This window comes from Sinomicrobium kalidii (genome assembly GCF_021183825.1).
GTDB lineage: Bacteria > Bacteroidota > Bacteroidia > Flavobacteriales > Flavobacteriaceae > Sinomicrobium > Sinomicrobium kalidii.
In genome coordinates, this window is record NZ_CP089211.1 from 2263530 (window position 1) to 2287050 (window position 23521).

Sequence of the window (23521 nt, forward strand, 5' to 3'; positions counted from 1 at the left end):
AAATTAAAACACAAGGTTAAAAGATCATTTTTTCTCGCCCATATGGGGGAGATGCCAAAGGCAGAGGGGATTAATCCCAAAACATAATGCCCAATAAAAAACACTGACATGCAGTTAAAAAAACTACTTCTCCCCGTCATCACCCTTTTTTTCATTTTTTCCTGCAAGGATAAAACACCGGAACAGGAAATACAGGAACAGCTATCCAACCTGTACAAATACCGGGAATATATTTCGGATGTTTCCCAGGGGATTATATCCTCCCGTTCCGATATCAAAATAATGCTTCGCGAACCGGTTTCCGGGTGGGAGCCCAACCGGGAACTTCCCGAAAACCTCATCCGGGTTTCTCCCGATACCAAAGGCAAAGTCGTAGCCCTGAACAACCAGACCGTTGCCTTTGTTCCGGAATCTCCCTTAAAACAGGACAGGGAATATGAATTTACGCTAAACCTGGGCGACATTATTGAAGATATTCCCGATGAGCTCCGGAATTTTGCGTTTAAAGTAAAAACCATCAAACAGCAATTCAATGTAACCACGGAACAAATACAATCCTATAACCGCAACTGGCAATATGTAGAAGGTACCCTGAGAAGCAGTGACCAGTTGCCGGCAGAAACCGCAAAAAAACTGATCCGGGCCTCACAGCAGGGAAAAGAACTGTCCCTGAAATTCTATACAACAGCGGAAACCAACACCCAGTTTCACTTTAAGATCGATAGCATACAACGATTTGAAGATGACTCGAAAGTAAAAGTAAGTTGGGACGGCGGAGCATTCGATATTGATTCCGAAGGAACGGGAGAAATCCGAATTCCGGGTAAAAACAACTTTACCGTAATGGCGGTCAATGTCGCCAAAGCCGACAAGCCTTACGTCGAGATCAATTTTTCTGACCCGCTCAGTAAAAACCAGAACTTTACGGGACTGGTGAGCATACAGGATGCCAAATCACTGAAATTCTCGGTAGATGGCAACGTCTTAAAAATTTACCCCGGGAACGAACTCAAAGGTGTAAAATCGCTGGAAGTGTTCCAGGGCATCCGGAACGTGGAAAATTACAAGCTCAAAACGGTATTTTCCGAGAAAATCGCTTTTGAGCAGTTAAAACCCGAGGTAAGACTATTGCAAAGCGGAACCATACTGCCCTCTTCCAATAACCTCAAGATAAATTTCGAAGCCGTAAACCTCAATGCCGTTGATGTTTCCGTTATCAAGATATTCCAGGACAATATCCTGCAGTTCCTGCAATATCAAAACCTGGACGGTGAGGGCGATCTGCGTACAGTTGCCCGGCCGATTGCGGGGAAAACCATTCAGCTTCACAGCAACCTGAGTGCGAATAATGGCAAATGGCATGCCTATGCCCTGGATTTAAGGGAGCTCATAACCCCTGATCCCGGAGCCATATACCGGGTGGAATTCCGCTACAGGCCCTCTTACAGCACCTATAAATGCGACGAGACCAATTTCCCGGAAGCCGAAGCACCTGCTACAGAAGAAGATTATGACACAGAAGAGGAAACCAGTTACTGGGACAATGTGGAAGGTTACTATTACGACGATTATTATTACGATTATGCCTATAACTGGAGAGAAAGGGAAAATCCCTGTAACACCTCCTACTACCGGAACAAGGAAGTCGCCGTAAATATTCTCGCTTCCGATCTGGGGGTTACCGTAAAAAAGGGAGATAACGAATCCTATTTTGTGAGTGTTACCAACCTCATCTCCGCCAAACCGGAGGCCGAAACCCGGGTGACCTTTTACAATTTCCAGCAACAGGAAATGGCTACCGTGGTTACCGACAAAGACGGATTTGCCATACTCGATGCCGACCTTCCGGCCTATTTTGCCGTTGCCGAAAAGGGAAAACAAAAGACCTATATAAAACTCAATGACGGCAATGTGCTGTCGGTAAGCAAATTTGATGTTTCCGGTGTAAAGCTGCACAAGGGAATAAAAGGATACCTCTACGGTGAACGCGGGGTATGGCGTCCGGGAGATACGCTGTTCCTTTCTTTTATACTGAATGACAAAGCCAATAAAATACCCGAAGGTCATCCCGTAAAATTCGAATTGCGCGACCCTTACGGAAAAATAACGCAAAAAGAAGTCCGAAACAGCGGACTGAACAATTTCTATACTTTTATTACCCCAACAGACCAGAACGCACCCACCGGGAACTGGCAGGCTAAAGTATCGGTAGGCGGTGCGGTATTTACCAAACGTATCCGCATAGAGACCATAAAGCCCAACCGATTGAAAATCAAGGCCGCTTTTGAAGAGGATATCCTTTCCGGCTCCGAGCCGGTTGAAGGGAAACTCGAAGTGGCCTGGCTGCACGGTGCCATAGCAAAGAACCTAAAGGCCGATATCCAGGCCCGGTTTCAGCAACAAAATACCAGCTTTAAACAGTTTCCCGGCTACGTTTTTAACGATCCTTCCAGTCCTTTTGCCTCTGAAGAACAAACCGTATTTGACGGCAAGATCAACTCCGAAGGCAAAGCTTCCTTTTCCCTGAAACCCCAACTGAAGGAAAAGGCCCCGGGAATGTTGAAAGCGGCATTTATTACCAAGGTATATGAAACCGGGGGCGACTTCAGTACCGATGTATTCACCAAAACCTATTCCCCCTACGATACCTATATAGGCCTTAACGTCCCGAAAGGGGATAAAACAAGGGGAATGCTGCTTACCGACACCAAACACCGTTTTGAAGTAGTTTCCGTAGACGAACAAGGAAACCCGAAAGCCGTAAAGGACCTGAAGGTAACTGTTTACAAGGTAAACTGGCGATGGTGGTGGGACACTTCCGAAGACAATCTTTCTTCTTACCGGGGCAGTGACCACAGGGAAAATGTCTTTTCCAAAACCATCAGTACGAATGCTGACGGCAAAGCCTCGTTCGAATTCGAACTCAAATATCCCGAGTGGGGCCGCTACCTGGTTCATGTCGAAGACCCCGAAGGCGGTCATGCTACCGGGCAGACCGTGTATATAGACTGGCCGGGATGGGCCGGAAAATCCAGGAAAAACGATCCGTCTTCCGCAACCATGCTGGTGTTTTCTACCGACAAACAAAACTATAACGTGGGCGAAAAAGCCATCGTTACCTTCCCCAGCAGTGCCGGAGGGCGTGCCCTGGTAACCGTGGAAAACGGCACAGAGGTGCTGCGTTCATTATGGGTAGAAACACAGGAAGACGAAACCCGATTTGAATTACCCATCGAATCTTTGTACACCCCGAACATTTACATTCATATTTCCCTGTTACAGCCACACGCTTCCACTGCCAACGATATGCCTATCCGCCTTTACGGCGTGGTCCCTCTCAAAGTGGAAGACCCGGCCACCAGGCTTGAACCGGAAATTGCCATGCCCGACGTACTTCGTCCGGAAGAATCGGTTACCGTAAAAGTCAGAGAAAAACAGGGCAAATCCATGACCTATACCATAGCCGTTGTGGATGATGGCCTGCTTGACCTTACCCGTTTTAAAACCCCTGATGCCCGGGACGAATTTTTTGCCAGGGAAGCCCTCGGCGTAAAGACCTGGGATGTTTATGACGATGTCATCGGTGCCTACGGAGGTCGTATAGACCAGGTGTTCAGTATCGGCGGTGACGAAGAACTGGCGGGGGCCAAGAACAAGAAAGCCAATCGGTTTGAACCCATGGTCGTCTATCTCGGGCCCTTTTCCCTCGATAAAGGGCAAACGCGCTCACATACGATTAACATTCCGAAATATATCGGTTCGGTCAGAACAATGGTTGTAGCTGGGAATCCGGAAGCAGGAGCTTACGGAAGCACTGAAAAAACCACGCCGGTACGAAAACCGCTCATGGTCCTGGCCTCCCTGCCCCGGAAAATCACCCCTGGAGAAAAGGTTACCCTCCCGGTTACCGTGTTCGCCATGGAAGAAAAAGTGAAGAATGTAACCGTGCGGATAAAAGAGAACAGGGCCTTCAAAATTGTGGGCAATGCTTCACAAAACGTTTCTTTTGACAGCCCGGATGAAAAAATGGCCTACTTTGAACTGGAAATTTCCGATTTCGAAGGTATAGGCAACGTAGAAGTTATGGCATCCGGTAACGGGGAAAAAGCATCTTACGGAGTAGAAATTGACGTAGTAAACCCCAATCCGATGACCACTTCGGTACAGGACCTGGTCATGGAGCCCGGAAGTTCCGGAGAAATCTCCCTGGAAACCTTCGGCGTAGCGGGAAGCAATACGGCAACTATCGAATTTTCCACACTCCCGCCAATGAATTTCAACGGCCGTATGCAATACCTTATCCGGTATCCGCACGGATGTGTGGAACAGGTCACCTCATCGGCATTTCCGCAGTTGTTCCTTCCGGATATCTTTGCCCTCACAGCCAATAAAAAACAAAAAATCCAGAAAAACGTTGAAAGTGCCATAAAGCGCCTGGGAGGTTACCAGCTTCCGAACGGCGGGTTTGCCTACTGGAACGGCCAGAACTATGCCAATGACTGGGGTACTTCTTATGCCGGCCACTTTTTACTGGAAGCAGCGAAAAAAGGATATGTCCTGCCCATAGGATTCAGGGACAACTGGATCAACTACCAGAAACAGGCGGCCAAACAATGGAGACAATCTTCACAAAGTTCGGACCTGGCACAGGCATATCGCCTTTACACCCTGGCCCTGGCCGAAAATGCCGACGTCTCTTCCATGAACAGGCTCCGGGAAACCCCCAACATATCGAACGAGGCCAGACACCGCCTCGCCGCGGCCTACGCACTTATCGGACAGAAAAGTGCCGCAAAGGAAATATTCGACCGGGCCAATATCGATTTCAAGCCTGTCAAGTACGATTACCATACCTACGGCTCTGCCGAGAGAAACCGGGCCCTGGCCCTGGAAACATTCCTTTTGCTGGATGAAAAAGCAAAAGCCCGCGAAATGGCTGTGACCATTGCAAAAAGTTTGAGTGCAGACCAGTGGATGAGCACGCAAAGTACGGCATACAGTCTGCTGGCCATGGCTAAATTTGCCAAATACATAGGAGGCCGTGGTATTGATATAACCTATGGAGTGAACGGAAAAACCGCTTCGTTAAACACCTCGCTTACCCTTGCCGAAAGAACCCTCGATATTCGGGAAGGCAATAATACCATCCGGTTGAAAAACAACAAAGACAACACGATCTTTGTACGTGTACTGAACAATGGTATTTTACCGGTTGGCGAAGAACGGGCAGAACAACAGAACCTGTCTGCAAAAGTCGTATATAAGGGAAGAGACGGAAATATTCTGGACATATCCCGTCTGTCTCAGGGTACTAACTTTATTGCCGAAGTGAGCATCACCAATCAGAAAGGGGAAAACCTCAAAGATATTGCCCTGACCCATATTTTCCCGAGCGGGTGGGAAATTGTAAATACGCGCTTCACGGATTTCGGAAATGCACAGGGTACGACAAACGAAGCTACCCACACCGATCTCCGGGACGACCGGGCCAGTTTCTATTTTGACCTGGATGCTCACAAAACCAAAACTTTCCGGGTGCTGGTCAATGCTTCGTACCTCGGAAGGTATTACCTGCCGGGCATACAGTGTGAAGCCATGTACGACAACAGTTACCGGGTGCGCACCAAAGGACAATGGGTTGAGGTTGCACAATAACAACCTCAACACTCCTTTTCTTTTGGTTTTTCCTTATATTTCAACCAAAACCCAACATTGGTAATATGCAAGCAAAAACCATTTCCGGGCAATTCGTAGATATCTTAAACAGGGAAATATTCCCTGCTGTAATAAGCATTCGGGACAAAAAAATAGTTGCGGTAGAGCGTACCGGAACCGCTCCGGAAGTCTATATTATGCCGGGATTTATCGATGCCCATATCCATATTGAATCTTCCATGCTCGTCCCTTCGGAATTTGCCCGGATCGCCGTGGTTCACGGAACGGTGGCCACGGTATCCGATCCGCATGAAATTGCCAATGTATGCGGTATGGATGGCATACGATACATGACCGATAACGCACAGAAAGTTCCCTTTAAATTTTATTTCGGAGCCCCTTCCTGTGTTCCGGCCACTCCTTTCGAAACAACAGGTGCGGAAATCACTGCTGAAGATATTGACACCCTCCTGGCCCGGGAAGATATTGTTTATCTTGCAGAAATGATGAACTGGCCCGGAGTGGTGGACCACGCCCCGGAGGTCATGCAAAAAATAGCCGTGGCACAGAAATACGGAAAACCGGTGGACGGCCATGCACCGGGGCTTAAAGGGAAACTGGCTGAAAAATACATCGCTGCAGGGATTTCCACAGACCACGAATGCTGTACGGCCGAAGAAGCCCTGGACAAACTGAAACACGGCATGAAAATAGCCATCCGTGAAGGTAGTGCCGCTAAAAATTTTGAGGCCCTTATCAACCTTATTGATACACATCACGATCATATGATGTTCTGTTCGGACGACAAACATCCCGACAACCTGGTGGAAGGCCATATCAACCAGCTTGCGGCCAGGGCCGTTGCTAAAGGGAAAGACCTTTTCCACATCCTGAAAGCAGCCTGCCTGAACCCCGTTGATCACTACCGGATGAATGTGGGAAGACTGCGTACAGGCGATCCTGCCGATTTTATTGTTGTAAAAGACCTGGAAAAATTTGAAGTTCTCGAAACCTATATTGAGGGAGAGACCGTAGCAAAAAACGGAACGTCCCTTATCCCCCGTACAGTGAGTAACAGCATCAATAACTTTCAGGCCTCCCCGAAATCTCCCGGTGACTTTGAAGTAAAAGTACGGGGGGAAAAGATGCGTGTCATCGAGGCCAGGGACGGTGAACTGATCACTTCCGAAAGAATATCAAACGTAAAGACCAATAACGGTTATGCCGTTTCCGACCCTGAAAATGACATATTGAAAATTGTTGTGATCAATCGTTACCGGGAAGCCTTACCGGCGATAGCCTTTATTAAGAATTTCGGTCTAAAGGAAGGTGCCATCGCATCTTCTGTAGCCCATGATTCACATAATATCATTGCGGTGGCAACCGATGATGTTTCACTGGCGGAAGCTGTGAACCTCATCATTGAAAGCAAAGGCGGGATTTCCGCAGTACATAAAGAAAAGAAAATGTTGCTCCCCTTGCCTGTAGGAGGTATCATGTCTGCCGACGATGGTTATGAAGTCGCAAAGAGCTATACGGCTATCGACAAAATGGCCAAAGCGATGGGTGCTACACTGCAATCACCGTTTATGACCCTCAGTTTTATGGCGCTACTCGTTATTCCGGACCTGAAATTAAGTGACAAAGGCCTCTTTGACGGGCAAAAATTTGCGTTTACCGACCTGTTTACTTCTCCCTGACAACCGACAGGTATTTTTTGCCTGTCAGCTCTATCGTTTCGGAAAACGGCCGGAATTCCAGGTTGAGTTCCTTTTTAATTTTATCACTGTTGTAGCGATTCTTTGCCGTTACCGTCCGGGCCAGGAGTTTTGTGATTTTCCGCCCGCTCCCGGTCAGGTTGCTTCTCAGCCAATCCAATCGCCATAACCATTGCAGTACCCATGCCGGGGCTTCTTTTTCGGGCGGTTTTTTGTTCAGGGACCTGGCCACTGAAGTAAGTATTTCCCTGTAACTCAGGTTTTCAGCTACAGCGATATACCTTTCGTTCTTTACATCGCGCTCCATAAGCCCGGTCATTATGGCAACTACGTCCGCTACATCCACATAACCGGTTACACCATGGGTATAATACTTCACTCCTTTATCCACTTCCCGGAAAAGTTTTCCGCTGCCCTTGTTCCAGCCCCGGATCCCCGGAGGTACTCCCAATACAATTCCCGGGTTAACGATCACCACATTCAGCCCTTCCTGGCTGCCTCTCCACACTTCCATTTCGGCCCCGTATTTGGTAATGGCATATACATTGTTTTCCGATTCCGCGCTCCAATGGGTCTCCTCGGTAATAAACTCCTCACCTACTCCTTTTCCGAGGGTAGCTACGGAGCTTACGTAACACAACTTTTTCACTCCGTTAGCCAGACAAAGGTTCACAATATTCGCGGTCCCTTCGGTATTGATTTTTTTAAGGCGGTTGTAATCGGCAGGGTCAAAAGAAATAAGTGCCGCAGCGTGATATACCGCTGTAATTCCCTTAAAAGTGTAGGAAAGTGCGGGAACATCGGTAATGTCGGCTTCCATCCATTCAATGCTGTCAAACCGGGCCCTGTCTTCCGCAGATCCGGAAAATACCTCAGCTACGGCAGCGATATCACTGTCCTTCCTGTAAACAGCCCGTATTTTCTTTTCTTTTCGGGTTAATGCATACAACAAATGCGCCCCGATAAGCCCTGTTCCTCCGGTGACTAAAATCATAGGACCAAAGATATGTATTTTGCAGCGACCTTATCACGGGATACCCTGACAAAATACCGCTCACTACATGCCTGTATTACTCATTTTATTGTAATTTTGCGCTTGTTTACCTAAAAAGGAAGAAGACAATGATCAAGAATTTCATAGAAGAACTGCGCTGGAGGGGAATGATCCACGATATCATGCCGGGGACAGAAGAGCAATTAAACAAGGAATCCACATCGGCCTATGTGGGCATTGACCCTACTGCCGATTCCCTTCACATCGGACACCTTGTGGGGGTAATGATGCTCAGGCATTTCCAGCTTTCCGGGCATCGTCCTGTCGTTTTGGTGGGTGGTGCTACCGGAATGATAGGCGATCCTTCCATGAAATCGGAAGAGCGCAACCTTCTGGACGAGGAAACCCTGCAAAAAAATATAGCGGGGATCAAAACGCAATTATCAAAACTCCTGGATTTCAATTCTGAATTACCGAATGCGGCCATCCTGGTAAACAATTACGACTGGATGAAGGATTTTTCCTTTATCGATTTTGCACGCGATGTGGGGAAACGCATCACCGTGAACTATATGATGGCCAAGGACTCCGTTAAAAAACGCCTCAGTGCCGACTCCGGTGCGGGAATGTCCTTTACCGAATTCACCTACCAGCTTATCCAGGGATACGATTTTTACTATCTGTACAAAACCTACAACTGCCTGCTGCAAATGGGCGGATCGGACCAGTGGGGCAACATCACCACCGGAACGGAACTGATACGCAGGATGAGTGATGACAGTGCCAAGGCCTATGCCCTGACCTGCCCGCTCATCACCAAGGCAGACGGTTCAAAATTCGGGAAAACGGAAGGCGGAAACGTATGGCTGGACCCGGAAAAGACCTCTCCGTACAAGTTCTACCAGTTCTGGCTGAACACTTCGGACGAAGATGCCGAAAAATACATCAGGATATTCACTTTCCTCGACAGGGAAACCATAGACGGACTGGTTACCGAACACAGGGAAGCTCCGCATACACGGGTTCTCCAAAAGCGCCTTGCGGAAGAGACCACGATCTTTATTCACGGCAGAGAAGAACTGGAAAAAGCCATAAAGGCCTCCGAAATACTGTTCGGAAAAAGTTCTTCCGAAGATCTTAAATCCCTTGATGAAAAGACCTTCCTCGATGTATTTGACGGGGTTCCGCAAGCTCAAATTCCCTCTTCTGAAATTACGGAAGGACTGGATATAATCGCTGCATTAAGCGAAAGATCAGGGTTCCTCAAATCCAATGGTGAAGCGAGACGGGCCCTGAAAGAAAATTCCATTTCGGTAAACAAGGAAAAAGTAAAAGAAGGGCACACCATAACTGCGGAAGACCTTATCAACAACAAGTTTATACTGTTACAACGCGGCAAAAAGAACTACTTTGTTCTTGTAGCACATTAAAAGTTTTCGAACAGGAATTTCAGAAGGCCGGAAGAACGAACCTGTCAGGGCTCCGGGAATCATGGGGCTTTGATTTCCACATTTTCCATCGCGAGGTCCTGAATGGATCTGGTGTTTTCTTTAGCGGCATCTCTGGTGATCACCTCCAGGTTTTCAAAGGTAAAATGTTCCAGTTCATACTGATCCGACGGTTGGATATTAAAGACCTTATCGCAATTCAATTCCAGGTTTTTCATGCTGATATGATGTGCAGCAGATTCCCTGATACCCTTCTCCCCTTTCAGGTCAAAAAACTGGGTCCACGGTCTGATATAGATCATATTCCCGGCATTCCCCTTAATATCTTCAACAGTAATATATTCATAGGTCTGATAGGTATCAGGCCTCATTTTTAACCATAACACCCTGCTGGCATCATTTACCGTTGACCTTCTGAACAATATGTTATAATTGTGAAGCGATTCACTTCCGCAGGTAAGGGTGCTATGGCAAAAGCCATAGGTATTATCTTCTATTAAAATATTCCTGTTCGCTCCGTTGTTCTTATCCTTATGGGCAAAGGGCCCTTTTCCTCCTTTTAAAGCCACGGCATCGTCATTGACCGACATATAACAGTTTTTAATCAGAAAACCGGTACAGACATCTATATCCACCGCATCCGTACTCGGTGCCTTCACCGGCGCTTTGGGAGAAGTAATCCTCAGATTCAACAACTTGACATTTTCACATTTATAGAAATGCGTAGTCCAGAAGGGAGAATCTTTTAAGTGTACTTCGGAGAGTTGTACGTTTTTGCTGTTGGACACATAGACCAATCGCGGCCTCATTTCGTCCTTATTCGTACAATCGGGGTTCCACTCGCGTCTCAGCCAGAATGCCTTCCAGTACCTGAGCCCGTTCCCGTTAACGGTACCCTGACCTGTAAGGGTAAAACCGTCTATACCGTCCACATTGACCAAAGCAGGGAAATATTTTACGGATTGTCCTTCTATCCTGGTCATAAGCACGGGAAAATCACTTATATCGTCACTCCCTTTTAACACCGCTCCTTTTTCAAGGTACAGATTCGTTCCCTGTTTGAAAAAAAGTGCACCGCTTAAAAAAACACCTTTGGGGATGACAATTACCCCACCGCCTTCATTATATGCCTTATCTATAACTGCCTGCAGTTTTTCGGTCTGTACCCGGGTACTGTCCCGAACCACACCATGGTCGGTAACGGTATATTTTTTTCCCAGTTCGTCAAGCTGGTGAATCTTTGTATCAAAAAACCAATCCGGGATTTTACTTCCGTCCGGAAATACATCCTGGGCCACGGTTGTTTTTGGCAAGCCTGCAATTAATAAGAACAGCGTGCTGTATACTACCGGTTTAAGTCTGCTCATATGTTTAAATCTTTAAAATTTCGGACAATCAGAAAATAAATCTAAGGCAATCCATCAGGCCACTCATCCTGTGCTGTCCTGCTTTTAAAGACGTGCCCCCTCATGCTTTGTCCGTCGAACCTGTTTTGTGCAAATCCTGCCACGGGATGCACCTGCGTAAAATGACAAAAATACCGGACTCCTCCTTAGATTGACAAAAAAACAACGGTTTAACCACATCATCATATAAAAACAGCTGAAGAATTGACGATTTAATAGCCCGTCCGTTTCCACACAACTTCCGGATAATGTATTGAAAAACAAATATTTATAACACATTTAAAAGTAATAAATCCCCACAACCCTCTATGTAACAACCCCTTAGCAGCACAGCACAGGATAGTATCGCAATTCCGATTAGATACTTTTGAAGCAGATTAACCAAACCAACTTTTATGAAAAACAAATACATACTTTGGCTTAGTACGCTGCTTCTGATCTTCCTGTCGGGTTCGGTTTACGCTCAAAACAGGAGTGTATCCGGTACTATTACAGACACACAGGGTATTCCCATGCCCGGAGTCAATGTAATAATAAAGGGAACAAACAGAGGTACCAGTACAGACTTCGACGGAAAATACAGTATTAATGTTTCCCAGGGAGACGTACTGGTATTTTCGTACATAGGATCGAAAAAGGTTGAAAGGCCCATTACACAGGCCGGTACTTATGACGTTGTGATGGAAATGGACAACAACCAATTGGAAGAGGTTGTTGTTATCGGGTATGGAACACAAAAAAAATCGGACGTAACGGGGGCCCTGGTCAGTGTTGATTCCGAAGAATTAATGACCCAGCCCGTAAACAACGCCTTCGAGGCTTTACAGGGCAAGGCCGCCGGTGTAGATATTACAAGCAGTCAACGTCCGGGTACCGTCGGAACAATTCGCATTCGCGGGAACCGCTCTTTATCTGCGAGCAATGCCCCGCTTTATGTGGTTGACGGCGTACCTTTAATGTCGCCTTCGGCCATTGAAACCCTCAACCCGCGCGACATTGAGTCCATCGAAGTCCTCAAAGATGCTTCGGCAACTGCCATTTACGGTTCCCGTGGGGCTAACGGTGTAATCATTGTAAGTACCAAACAGGGAAAACCGGGAAGGTTCAGCCTGAATTATTCGGGCGTGGTGACCACCTCCGATATTGTGGACAGGGCACCATCCATGAGTGCGGCCGATTTTATTGAGTTTCGCCGATGGGCAGCTTATAATTTAGACCCTGAAACTTACGCTCACCCGGATACACCTACGTATGAAAATGACCGGACTATTTTTGATAGTGCCCTGGATGGCCAGACTTCCAGAGACAATGTTCTGAAAGGCTGGGAAAACGGCTCCTGGGACCCTTCAAGAGTTACCAATACGGACTGGACTGATTTTGTAACGCAAACCGCCGTGACCACCGAACACAACATCAGTGCAAGCGGGGGAACCGAAAAGATGAATGCGTACGGTTCTTTCGGATATTTAAACAATGAAGGGACACAGAAAGGGCAGTATTATGAGCGTTATACTGCAAAACTCAGCGCAGAGATCAAACCTACGGACTGGTTTACCTTAAACGCTTCCCTGAACGTCACATGGAGCGAACAGGATTACGGAATGTCCACACTGGGAGGACGAAGCAATTCCATACCAGATGCCATCTACGGTACTGCCAAATCGATCTACAACATGGCCGTTCCTTATGATCCGGAAGGAAACCTGGTCATCAATCCCGGTGGGGAATCCGGAATTTACACCATTATGAACGAATGGGAAAAAAGTACGCAATTATCAGAAACCATGCGTGCCCTGGGAAGCTTCTCTGCCACTTTTGACATCGGTGAAATCGTGGGAGGACTGGAAGGATTAAAGTACAAGATGAACTTCGGTCCGGATTTCCGTCACTGGAGGGAGGGCGTTTATATTGATGCCACCTCGGCACATAAAATCAATTCCGACGGCAGCCCGGGAACCAACTATGCACGCCTGAGAAACCGCCGGGACCGCTCGTGGACCCTGGATAACATTATCAGTTATAACAGAACCTTTTCGGATGTGCACAATATAGGGGTTACCCTGCTTCAGACTACCTCATCCTGGAACACCGAAAACTCGGCCATGAGTGCGAATAACATTCCCAAGGAGTCGTATTTATGGAATGCTTTCGGTTCTATAGATCTCACCAACCCCGACAACAATGCCGGTATGAGTTCCGGGCTTACCGAGCGTCAGCTCAACTCATACATGGTCCGTGTAAACTACGGTTTTGACGACCGTTATTTGTTTACCGTTTCCGGGCGTTGGGACGGGGCTTCCCAGCTTGCAGAAGGGCATAAATGGGATTTTTTCCCGTCGGCAGCATTTGCCTGGCGTATCAAACAGGAAAATTTTCTGAGCGATGCCGACTGGCTTACCGACCTGAAACTTCGCTTCGGCGTGGGTACCACGGGAAATTCTGCTGTTAGTCCTTATGCTACCAAGGGAGATATTACACAAATATACCTGCCATTTAACGGCATAGGAAACCAGGTAGGCTACACCACCAATGAGCCCTACTACTCCAGAGATCAACTCTCAATGGCCAATCCTAACCTGGGTTGGGAAAAAACGACCCAATACAATATCGGTATCGATTTTTCAATGTTCAACAACCGGATCAATGGGAGTATTGATGCCTATAAATCCTATACCAGGGATTTGCTGATGGAAGTCAACATCCCCACCCTCACCGGTTTCCCTTCTACCTTTGCCAATATAGGTAAAACAAACAACCGCGGGGTAGAAGTTACGCTTAATGCAACTCCGGTAGAGACCGGGGGCGGATTTGCCTGGGATACCAACATCAATGTAGCCTGGCAGAAGGATGAAATAGAAGAACTGGCATACGGTAAGAACGATATGGTAGATAACCAGTGGTTTATCGGTGAGTCCATAGGGGTTGAGTACGGATATGACAATGAAGGGATATGGCAGGACACCGCCGAGGACAGGGCCGAAATGGAACTCTGGAACGCCAACGGCTATGACTTTTCGCCGGGGAACGTACGCCCCAAAGACCAGAACGGCGACTATGAAATGACCACCGAAGACCGTGTTATTTTAGGGAACAGCGCCCCCAGATGGACCGTAGGATGGAACAACACCTTTACCTACAAAGGTCTGGAGTTGGGAATACACACCTATTCGCGTTTAGGTTATATGGCAAGCCTCGGAGGACAGGCCATGACAGCCCACAGCAATCAAATGGAGGTCGACTACTGGACCCCGGACAATCCGGATGCCGAATTCCAAAAGCCGATTCTCGGACAGGCCACTTCCGGGTCACAGGATGATTTTTCCGGAATCCTCGGGTTCAGAAAGGCTTCATTTATCAAAATCAGAAACATCTCCTTAGGATATAACCTGCCAAGTGATTTCTGTTCCAAATATGGGCTGAGCAATCTGAAAATCTATGTACAGGCGGTTAATCCCGGAAGTATTTATCAATCTGTAGACTGGTACGACTTTGACGTTGATTCGACAATATTCAATCGCAGTTTTGCATTGGGAATTAATATCGGAATATAAATAGAACGCTACAGGAAACTTATAAAAAATACGAAAATGAATACTATCAAAAATATCGGAATGTACCTTGTTCTGGTCATGGGATTATCGCTATCCTCATGTAACAAGGACTTCCTCGATGAAGAACTGACCACCCAATATTCAACCGATTATTTCGACACCCCTGAAGGGCTTGAAGAGCTCACCGTATCGCTTTATGGCAATATCCGCTGGCATTTTGGTTATGAATGGGCGTACGGAATTACCTTATACGGGACCGACGAATTCACAAATGCCAATGACCTAACCAACGAAATGTGGAATACCTATGACAACCGTCTCGGTCCGTTGGGTGCCAGTCCGGAAACCGGTGCTGCCAACAACAACGCCACCTCGCCAAGTGCCCTCTGGGACCAGATGTATTACGGTATAGCATCGTCCAACACCATAATTGCCAAGGCCCCCGAGGTCTTTGAGGACGAATCGGTCCGCAACCGTTGTCTGGCCCATGCATACTTTTTACGCGGTTATAATTATTATCGTTTAACTGCACAATACGGTGGTGTAGTACTTCAAACAGAGCCTGCCGAAGGCGTTGTCCGTAATTTCGAACGGGCCACCGAAGAGGAATGCTGGGAACAGATAATTTCCGACTTTCGCAATGCCTACGAGCTTTTTGAAGGGGAAGTTTACACCTATGGCAAAGGAATTACCTGGACCAAGGCCACTGCTGCCCATTTCCTGGCAAAAGCCCTCTTGTTCCGTGTATCTGAACGTAACGATTCATGGAACAGTTCTTATAAAGAGGCCGACCTTAACGAGGCTATAGAAGCCTCTACTTATGCCATCAATGCCCGGGGAGGACTCACGGAAAATTACAGCGATCTGTATGCCAACTGGACGGGAGTGGATTGTGAAATTGAACAACTAGACGAAATCCTGATGGCCGCCGGCTACAATGCAGACGGGGCCACTTCAGGACGTTTCGGCAATCGTACCTATAATTACTTTACCCCCCAGTTTTCCAACTTCTCGGGAGGTTGGGTTAAACGCGGTGTATGGATAGGCGGTATGGATTTTCAACGTTGCAGACCCACCGAATACAGTTATGCCGTTTTTGACCACGTAAACGATGCCCGCATGTGGAAAACTTTTAAAACGGTTTACGGCGTAAACAACGTTCAGGAAGAAAACTCGGGCGTAAAAGCCGGAGATCCGGGAATTGTCATGATTCTTAATACCAGAGACGACAACACCTATAACAACTACAATTTCGGAGCTTTCGTTCAAAATCCCGACTGGACAGATACGGAAGGGCGTTTACCGGAATGGAATTTGGGCAGTCGACAAACACCCACTTCAGGGTCACTGGCCGGTGAAAAGGACCAATGGGTTCCCAATTCACTGGTTTTATATCAAAACGGGGAGTACGTAGCTCCCCAATTTAAAAGCCAGCCCATATGCAACTTCTTTGCCGGGATCAATAAAACGGACGACGGCTCCCGTACAGCCGAAAAGGGGGATGCTCACCGCGACGTAACTATGGCACGCCTGGCCGAGACCTACCTCGTAAGAGCGGAATGTTATGTGCGCCTTAACCAGTACGGCAATGCCATGAACGACATTAACGTTGTCCGCAGAAGAGCCCAATGGAAGCAGGGAGAAAACAGGTCTTATTACAGCGACGGTTCCCAGGCGTTTGAAAACAACAGCCTAAATACCGAAAGTGCTGCGACGAATTATATCAATTCAAACCTGAACATGAATACCTATTATCTGTCAAACCCGGATATAGCAGTTACTACGGAAGCTTCGGATTTAACTTTAAATTCATTCCCCGATAACCTTCCTGAAGAAGATGAAGCTATTCTGGCGCAAATAGGTGCCTCAGGCCAGTACGACCGCGCATTGAACTTTATTTTGAACGAACGTACACGGGAGATGTTAGGCGAATGGCAACGCTGGGAAACCCTGTCCAGAACCGGAACCCTGATCAAGCGGACCAGGGCCTTTAATCCGGAAGCGATCAGTATTACCGAAAATAAGCACGAACTACGTCCGGTTCCGCAATCCTTTATCGACGGACTGCTGAACGAGGATGGTTCGAATCTATCTGATTCGGATAGGGCTTCCTGGCAAAATCCGGGATACGGCAATTAATGCCCGTTATATAATTTTTGTCATGTATCAGGGCCTGTCAGTACCTCCGGAAAGATGGATTGAATGTCTTTTTTCGGAAATGCTGACAGGCCCTGAAATATAAAACACAGATTTAAATTTGTTCTGAAAAATAAAAAACTCAGGCCATCCGTATAAAAACCGCCTGAAAAGAATCATTCGACGTCTAACTCCTTACATCACCATAAGGTTGCATCCGCGTATATCGGAATTATCAAACCTGCCGAGCACTTCAAAACTGCCGTCCGGGAAAGTTTTGCCCAGGTCTTGTGTCGCTATGAACGAACAAGAGTTGACATTGGCCAGGTCTATGATGTTTATGCCCCCGGTTTTTCCGTGAGGTTGGGGAGATAAGGCATCTTCAGCATCTCTTATACGTACCTGCATCCACGGAGGGCACTGAAAATTCCCGTTTCCGAAGGAATAGGCCTGGGATAACAATTCGGTCATACCATATTCGCTGTGAATACGGTCCGCCCCGAAACCCTTGCAAAGGATACGGTGCAGTTCTTCCCGGATAAGTTCTTTTCTGCGGCCTTTCATGCCCCCTGTTTCCATTATTGTGGTATTCTTCAGTTGAAAATCGTGGTTTTTCACCAGGTCCAGCAGGGCAAACGAAACCCCAATCAGCAATATTTTTTTTTCTCTGCTATCCAGTTTTTCCAGTTTATCGCTCAATTCCGAAAGGTTGTGCAGGTAAAAGCCACTGTCTTCATTACCGGAACGCCGGATAAGGTCGTTTGCCATATAGATCAGAGAGGACCCCTGACGCTCCAAATAGGAAGGCAATAGCGCAAGGACCACATATTCTTCAATACGGCCGTAAAAACGCTCAAATGTGCTTAAAAAGCTCCTTTCATACAAACTTCTGTCCGTAACGTAATGTTTACTGGTGCTCATTCCCGTGGTTCCGCTGCTTGTAAACACTTCCTCGGGCGGATCTTCGGAAGAAACCACGGTATGTGTCTTAAAAAAGGATATGGGGAGGAACGGAATATCATTAAGGGATGTTACCTTCGGCGGTGTTCTGTTCAACAGATCGCAGAATCTGCCGTATACTTCGTTGTTCCGGTACTGATGCCTGAATACGTCCAGCGTTACGGCTTCAAAATCAACATCATTCGCTATGTTAAAAATGGCTTCGCTATTCATTACAACTATTGTACACTAAAAACAACCGCTAAAAACAAAGCTCATTGTACTCTATTCTTCCGTTGCTATCTGCTTCATCTTCTTAAAGAGGAAGATCAACAGGAATACACCGGAAAATGCGGCAAACAGCAGTAAAGGGAACAACCATTTTTTTGTAGCAGTGATCCCCTTTATCGGGATATTTATCTTTACGGTAACATCTTTTATCACCTTGTCAGCATCCGCCATTTCTACGGTAAGTTCTTCAATCTCATTGAATAATTGCCGCTGGGAATTTACAAGTTGACCGAGTTCCCCGGGCTGGGATTCCGCAAAATAAAATGACCGGTCTGCCGGGATCACCCGCTTTAAACTGTCGTTGCCCTGTAAACGAAGTATATCGTTAATATAGCGGATAGCTTCTTTATTACTTTTTATCCTTGCCTCCGTGTTTTGTTGCAAAACATTCTTCAATTCCCCGTAATAATCATTACTGTTGAGAAAGCCCAGTAAACCCGACACTACTTTTGCCGATTTCTTCCGGTCTTTGGTATGTATGATTATACGGTGAAATTTGTAGTTTTTTGCCGTGGTTATATCGTTAATCGAGGATGCATCGCCTTTTAATGCCTTGAACGCTTCAAGATTGGCCGGGCTTTTCCCCAGAAAGCTGTATATATCTATTACGGGCTCTATTTCTATACCGGAAAAATAGCTTACAGAATCTATTCCCATCGCTTTGAAAAAGCTGATATCTCCTATCTTCCTTTTCGCCTCGATTTCCTGTATGCTCGTATACAGATAATCCACACTGCCGAAGTTGGGGACCACTATAACCTCGTTCCTGTAGGTTTTTGATCCGGAATTGTCCATAAAATACCCGGTAACAAACCCGATGGCCATCAGTATAATGAGTATAACGGCAAATTTCCTGTAGAAAAGGAAAATATTGTAAATCCCCTTTACAATCCATTTGAAGAAATCCCTGATCTTCTGAATCAAAACACCGAGATCTATCTCTTCGGAATTATTATTTTGTTGCGTGTTATCGCTGTTCATAGTTTACAAAATTATTCTTTCTGAAAAGCCGGGTTTAAATTATTCCCTATCCTTCTTTATTGAGAATTTGTTCCAGTATTTTCCTGGTGATCAGGTAAGTGGGCTTTACCCCGGTAGTCCCCAGACCGCCCGAAGCAAGTGTACTTCCTGTTTCCAAAGGGTTATCAGACGCATAGTATGCATACCGTACCTTGACATCTTTGGTGATACTTTTTCTTATCCTCGATGCAGACTGTACGGCCTTCTGATAATGCGCTCCTTCCATTTCCAGCCCTACCACGCTCCAGGTGGAATCGTGAAAGAACTTTAACAGATCCTTGTTTTGAAGGGAAGTCCCCAGCACGGTGATCATGGTACCTTCAAATACCCTGAGGCCGTTTCCTTCAAAGTCTTCTTTACACAATTCGTTCTTAAACGGATAATTATCTGCCGTACCCTCAAAAATATGGGCAGACGGGATCATCAGGTCTCCTTTTCCACCTTCCAGTATTCCGGCTTTGCCCATTATGGATACGGAAACTACATTTAAAAAGTGTAGTTTATTTTTCTTTTCACCTTCCTGTCGTTCGGTTTTATCGCGATAAGGTTTCAAAAGCTCGTCTATTGTCTCATACGCCTGTTCTCCGAAAGCGTAATCCATAACAAAAAGTACGGGTTTCTCCTCCTCCGTAAGTGCAGTATCAAAATTGTAATCAATATGGTTAAAATCCATTTTAGCCGTATCGAATACCTGCACGTCAATATTGGTCCCGGATGTATCGTTTATGGACAACATCCCGTTTTTATGGGCAAATGTTTTTACTTTATCCCGCATGGCTCCGTTTTCAGGAACGCTCAAGGCCTCATACAACTCCAGTTTTTCCTTGTCTGAAGTCCCCTTTTTAAGCGCTTCTGCGGCAAAGAGAGAGTTCATAACGCTGTGCATATTGGCACTGATAATGTGTATGGGGCGGTGTAGCAAATTGTGTTTCAGTAATGTTTTTTTAATGGTGTTGGCCCAGGCCTCCCCATGTATGTGATGCCCCAAACGTTCCCGGAGAATGGGGCTGAAGGTTATGATACGCTTGTTGTTGTCGCGTTCTTCTTCTATGGCAAGTTTTCCCATCCAATAGATAATATGCAGAAAACGCTCGGGTTTTTGTTTGGTGGCAAACGCTTTATAGGCCTCGAGGGCTTCTTCAAAAGTTCGCCCGATGATATTGGCTACGTGTATCAGGGCCACTTCCCTTTCCGAGCGGGAAAGCTTTCCTTTTTTCACGGCGCTTTCCAGCTTAAACCAATCGCGGGTGGTTTCTCCCGTTTCATCTATGTAAACACGGCCGCATATTTTCCGGGATTCAATACAGAGAAAGGTAAGGTGGGTAAGAATATCATAAATATCCGAGCGCCCCCTTGTGATCTCAATGCTCATTTGTTCTTCATCTACACGATAGCAGTTCCTTCTCCGCTTGGGAGGGATTATCGGCTGAAAATGCGATTTTTTATAGCCTTCGTCGGAAGTGAGATTTACATACCGGCATTCTTCTATCCCTACGGGAAGCCTGTCCAGGATATACATAAGCCCGTTCAGCTCCACCTTGTCTTCGGCAATGGAGCCGTAAATTTCGGGGCGCAGTTGCAACAGGGATTGCCGGAGGGTATCGCCGGATACTCCCATAGGCTTGTAGAACCCCCTGTTGAACAGATGTCTCATGGTAATATACATCCGTTCAATGGCGTTCGTAGATTCCTGTGCTCTTGTCCTTCCTTTAATTTTACTCATATCTTATTTTCCGCACAAAAATACGGGATTTTATATTATCTCACCTATTTGAGTTGCTCCGTTGACGAGTGAGGGCATTTTTAATCCCGGAATCAGGAAAACATGGGTGTTCTCCTATGCGCTCATCAATGCCCGGCTGCTTTATACTCGTACAGCGCTTCAGCGAGTTTGCGGTCGTTCGACAGGCGTTGTACCTTGTTCTGCCCGCCGAGTTTGCCTACGCTTTTCATATATCCGGCAAAGCCGTCTTTTCTTATTTTCGTAATCTTCAGGGGCTGTAATATATTTCCCGCTATCAGATCATAATAGTAACTGTTTTGCTCCTGCAACACCCGGTCTATCTTCAGGGCGAAGCCGGACATGTTTTCGGGTTCCTTTTCAAATTCGATAAACCATTCGTGGTACGGAAGTTCCCCCTCCCCGGGTTCGGTTTGCGGGGCAACGGTAAATTCGTTGATACTGACGTCAAAATTTTCAATGGCCTGCCGCATGGCTTCTTCCACTTCCTTGGCAATGACGTGTTCCCCGAAGGCAGAGGTAAAGTGTTTTATCCTGCCGGAAACGACGACCCTGTAGGGTTTCAATGAAGTAAACTGAACGGTATCGCCCAGGTTATACGCCCAGAGTCCGGCATTTGTAGAAATGATCATTACATAATTTACCCCGGTCTCTACATCCCTTATGGTGAGGCGTTCCGGGTTTTCTTCAAAAAATTCATCGGCCCGGATAAACTCATAAAAAATACCGGAATCCAGTTGCAGCAGCATCCCGTCTTCCTGTTGGGAATCCTGATAGGCAAAAAAACCTTCACTGGCGGGAAAGAGCTCTATACTGTCTACTTTCCTGCCTATAAGCTGCTCGAATTTGGCCCGGTACGGTTCAAAATTCACCCCGCCGTAAATGAAAAGTCCGAAATTCTTGAAAATATCCCCTATTTTCTTTCCTGTTCTGGCGTGGAGTTTTTCAAAATACATCTGCACCCAGGAGGGGATACCGCTTATCACGGTCATGTTTTCCTTCAGGGTTTCCTCTACAATGGCATTGACCTTGGTCTCCCAATCCTCTATGCAATTCGTTTCCCAACTGGGCATGCGGTTCTTTTGCAGGTACCCGGGAACATAATGGGCCACAATCCCGGACAAACGCCCCAGTTTAATGCCGTTTTTCTCATTCAGCTCGGGGCTTCCCTGTAAAAAGATCATCTTGCCATTTACAAATCCGGCATTTCCCGTTTCGTGAATGTAACAAAGGATGGCATTTCTTGCTGCCTGAATGTGATGGGGCATGGAATCGGCAGTAAGCGGAATGTATTTTGCCCCGGATGTGGTTCCGGAGGTCTTGGCAAAATACAGTGGTTTCCCTTTCCATAGTACGTTTTCTTCTCCTTTCACCACCCTGTCTATATAGGGCCTTAATGCCTCATAGTCACGAACGGGCACCCTGTCCACAAAATCGCTGTGGGACTTTATACTGCTGAAATCATGATCGTTGCCGAATACCGTGGATGTTGCAGATGCAATGAGTTCACGGAATACTTTATCCTGGGTCTCCACCGGACGGACGGCCCATTTCTGAATTTTATTATAGGTAGTTCTTGCAAATATTTTTGCGCCAAAGGACTTTAATGACATATTCTGAATTTGACAAAATCACCATAACCTTATAAGGGTATTGTTCCCCGCTCTTTAATCGAAATCTATATAATCCGTGGGGTTTACCGGGTAACCGTTACTCCACAATTCAAAATGCAGGTGCGGACCGGTGGTCAGCTCTCCGGTATTTCCCATAGTGGCAATAACCTCTCCTGCTTTTACCAGGTCTCCCTGCGATTTGGTCAGTGACCCGTTGTGCTTATACACGGATATAAGACCAAAGGAATGCTCTATGATGCATACATAACCGGTTTCTACCGTCCACTCGGCAAAGATAACAATGCCATCGGCGGCGGCTTTGACCGGAGTACCCGAAGCCCCGGTAATATCTACGGCAAAATGCTTTTCTTCCAGGTTATACGAATTCGATATCGCCCCGGAAACCGGAGGGAAAAGTACAAAATTTACTTTGGAAAGGGCATTGCCCATAAGATTATACTTGTCTTCCATGGCCACTTCTTCCCGCAATGCAAGGTCTTCTTCTCCGGGACTCAGGTCCACTTCGGAAGGGTCCGGCCTTTCTCCTGTTGCCAAAGAGTCCGCAAGGACGTCCCTGTTCATGTTTTCCGGGCTTACTTCCCCGGTAAGCACTTTTTTGACATTTTGTATGTAGCGGTCGTTATAATCCAGGACGGTTACAAGTGAATCGGCCTTATAGGTCAGATCGGCCACCTGTCTTTTCAATTCGGTCGACGAATAGCCGGGAATGTATTCCCTGAGCGGGGTAAAGGCAATGAGAATTGTGGTAACGGCAATTAAAAAAACGGCAAAGGACGTCCCTACAACAAAAACATTGAGCCTGTTCAGCCTGAAGGAAAGACGCTCCTCGAAAGTATCCTCATTCAGGATAACCAGCCGATACTTGTGTAAAAGCTTTTTTGCAAGTTTCTTTCTTTTCGGTTTACTTTCTGCCATAGTTCCTGCAAATATAGCGTTCTAAATATAGCCCTCTTCTTAAAATTATAATAATTAACGGTGCGATTAAACT

At 46.6% G+C, this 23521-nt stretch carries 12 protein-coding genes; 5 read left to right on the plus strand and 7 right to left on the minus strand.

The genetic code is table 11. The annotated features are described in order from the left end of the window. Window positions 1–108 precede the first annotated feature (108 nt). Both LS482_RS09110 and ade read left to right on the plus strand, forming a co-directional pair. Window positions 109–5655, plus strand: coding sequence for an alpha-2-macroglobulin family protein (locus LS482_RS09110; RefSeq protein ID WP_233031471.1), 5547 nt, complete (start codon window positions 109–111; stop codon window positions 5653–5655). A gap of 65 nt (window positions 5656–5720) precedes the next feature. Beyond that, window positions 5721–7355, plus strand: a complete 1635-nt coding sequence (gene ade / locus LS482_RS09115) for an adenine deaminase (protein ID WP_233031472.1) — start codon at window positions 5721–5723, stop codon at window positions 7353–7355. Here the strand turns inward: ade and LS482_RS09120 are convergent. After that, window positions 7342–8367 carry an NAD-dependent epimerase/dehydratase family protein gene (locus LS482_RS09120; RefSeq protein WP_233031473.1) on the minus strand — a complete coding sequence of 342 codons (1026 nt, stop codon included), beginning with the start codon at window positions 8365–8367 and terminating at the stop codon, window positions 7342–7344. The genes ade and LS482_RS09120 overlap by 14 nt on opposite strands. A 128-nt stretch (window positions 8368–8495) precedes the next feature. On the opposite strand from LS482_RS09120, the gene tyrS reads away from it, so the two are divergent. Next, entirely contained in the window at window positions 8496–9797 is a 1302-nt protein-coding gene (gene tyrS / locus LS482_RS09125; protein ID WP_233031474.1) for a tyrosine--tRNA ligase, read from the plus strand. Between the two features lie 59 nt (window positions 9798–9856). On the opposite strand, the gene LS482_RS09130 is transcribed toward tyrS, so the two are convergent. Further along, on the minus strand, window positions 9857–11182 hold the full coding sequence (locus LS482_RS09130) for a rhamnogalacturonidase (protein WP_233031475.1): 1326 nt from the start codon (window positions 11180–11182) through the stop codon (window positions 9857–9859). Between the two features lie 434 nt (window positions 11183–11616). Between LS482_RS09130 and LS482_RS09135 the strand changes: the two genes are divergently transcribed. Beyond that, on the plus strand, window positions 11617–14772 hold the full coding sequence (locus LS482_RS09135; protein WP_233031476.1) for a SusC/RagA family TonB-linked outer membrane protein: 3156 nt from the start codon (window positions 11617–11619) through the stop codon (window positions 14770–14772). A 36-nt stretch (window positions 14773–14808) separates the two neighbouring features. Next, window positions 14809–16911: a RagB/SusD family nutrient uptake outer membrane protein gene (locus LS482_RS09140; RefSeq protein WP_233031477.1), complete on the plus strand. Its 2103-nt coding sequence runs from the start codon at window positions 14809–14811 to the stop codon at window positions 16909–16911. A gap of 192 nt (window positions 16912–17103) precedes the next feature. Here LS482_RS09140 and LS482_RS09145 read toward each other — a convergent pair whose 3' ends face one another. The 5 genes from LS482_RS09145 to LS482_RS09165 all read right to left on the minus strand — a co-directional run bounded on the left by LS482_RS09145 (window position 17104) and on the right by LS482_RS09165 (window position 23448). Continuing rightward, a complete protein-coding gene (locus tag LS482_RS09145; protein ID WP_233031478.1) occupies window positions 17104–18081 on the minus strand; it encodes a LuxE/PaaK family acyltransferase in 978 nt (325 codons plus the stop codon). A gap of 51 nt (window positions 18082–18132) precedes the next feature. Further along, window positions 18133–19119, minus strand: coding sequence for a hypothetical protein (locus LS482_RS09150; protein WP_233031479.1), 987 nt, complete (start codon window positions 19117–19119; stop codon window positions 18133–18135). Between the two features lie 46 nt (window positions 19120–19165). Beyond that, window positions 19166–20881 carry a DUF6909 family protein gene (locus LS482_RS09155; protein ID WP_233031480.1) on the minus strand — a complete coding sequence of 572 codons (1716 nt, stop codon included), beginning with the start codon at window positions 20879–20881 and terminating at the stop codon, window positions 19166–19168. A 125-nt stretch (window positions 20882–21006) separates the two neighbouring features. Next, entirely contained in the window at window positions 21007–22512 is a 1506-nt protein-coding gene (locus tag LS482_RS09160) for a GH3 auxin-responsive promoter family protein (RefSeq protein ID WP_233031481.1), read from the minus strand. Between the two features lie 54 nt (window positions 22513–22566). Continuing rightward, on the minus strand, window positions 22567–23448 hold the full coding sequence (locus tag LS482_RS09165) for a M23 family metallopeptidase (protein ID WP_233031482.1): 882 nt from the start codon (window positions 23446–23448) through the stop codon (window positions 22567–22569). Between the last annotated feature and the right edge of the window lie 73 nt (window positions 23449–23521).

Bases quoted from the DNA above. Each gene is read 5' to 3' on its own strand.
- tyrS (WP_233031474.1), top strand. From the start codon at position 8,496: ATGATCAAGAATTTCATAGAAGAACTGCGCTGGAGGGGAATGATCCAC.
- LS482_RS09150 (WP_233031479.1), bottom strand. From the start codon at position 19,119: ATGAACAGCGATAACACGCAACAAAATAATAATTCCGAAGAGATAGAT.
- ade (WP_233031472.1), top strand. From the start codon at position 5,721: ATGCAAGCAAAAACCATTTCCGGGCAATTCGTAGATATCTTAAACAGG.
- LS482_RS09135 (WP_233031476.1), top strand. From the start codon at position 11,617: ATGAAAAACAAATACATACTTTGGCTTAGTACGCTGCTTCTGATCTTC.
- LS482_RS09140 (WP_233031477.1), top strand. From the start codon at position 14,809: ATGAATACTATCAAAAATATCGGAATGTACCTTGTTCTGGTCATGGGA.
- LS482_RS09160 (WP_233031481.1), bottom strand. From the start codon at position 22,512: ATGTCATTAAAGTCCTTTGGCGCAAAAATATTTGCAAGAACTACCTAT.
- LS482_RS09110 (WP_233031471.1), top strand. From the start codon at position 109: ATGCAGTTAAAAAAACTACTTCTCCCCGTCATCACCCTTTTTTTCATT.
- LS482_RS09130 (WP_233031475.1), bottom strand. From the start codon at position 11,182: ATGAGCAGACTTAAACCGGTAGTATACAGCACGCTGTTCTTATTAATT.
- LS482_RS09155 (WP_233031480.1), bottom strand. From the start codon at position 20,881: ATGAGTAAAATTAAAGGAAGGACAAGAGCACAGGAATCTACGAACGCC.
- LS482_RS09145 (WP_233031478.1), bottom strand. From the start codon at position 18,081: ATGAATAGCGAAGCCATTTTTAACATAGCGAATGATGTTGATTTTGAA.
- LS482_RS09165 (WP_233031482.1), bottom strand. From the start codon at position 23,448: ATGGCAGAAAGTAAACCGAAAAGAAAGAAACTTGCAAAAAAGCTTTTA.
- LS482_RS09120 (WP_233031473.1), bottom strand. From the start codon at position 8,367: ATGATTTTAGTCACCGGAGGAACAGGGCTTATCGGGGCGCATTTGTTG.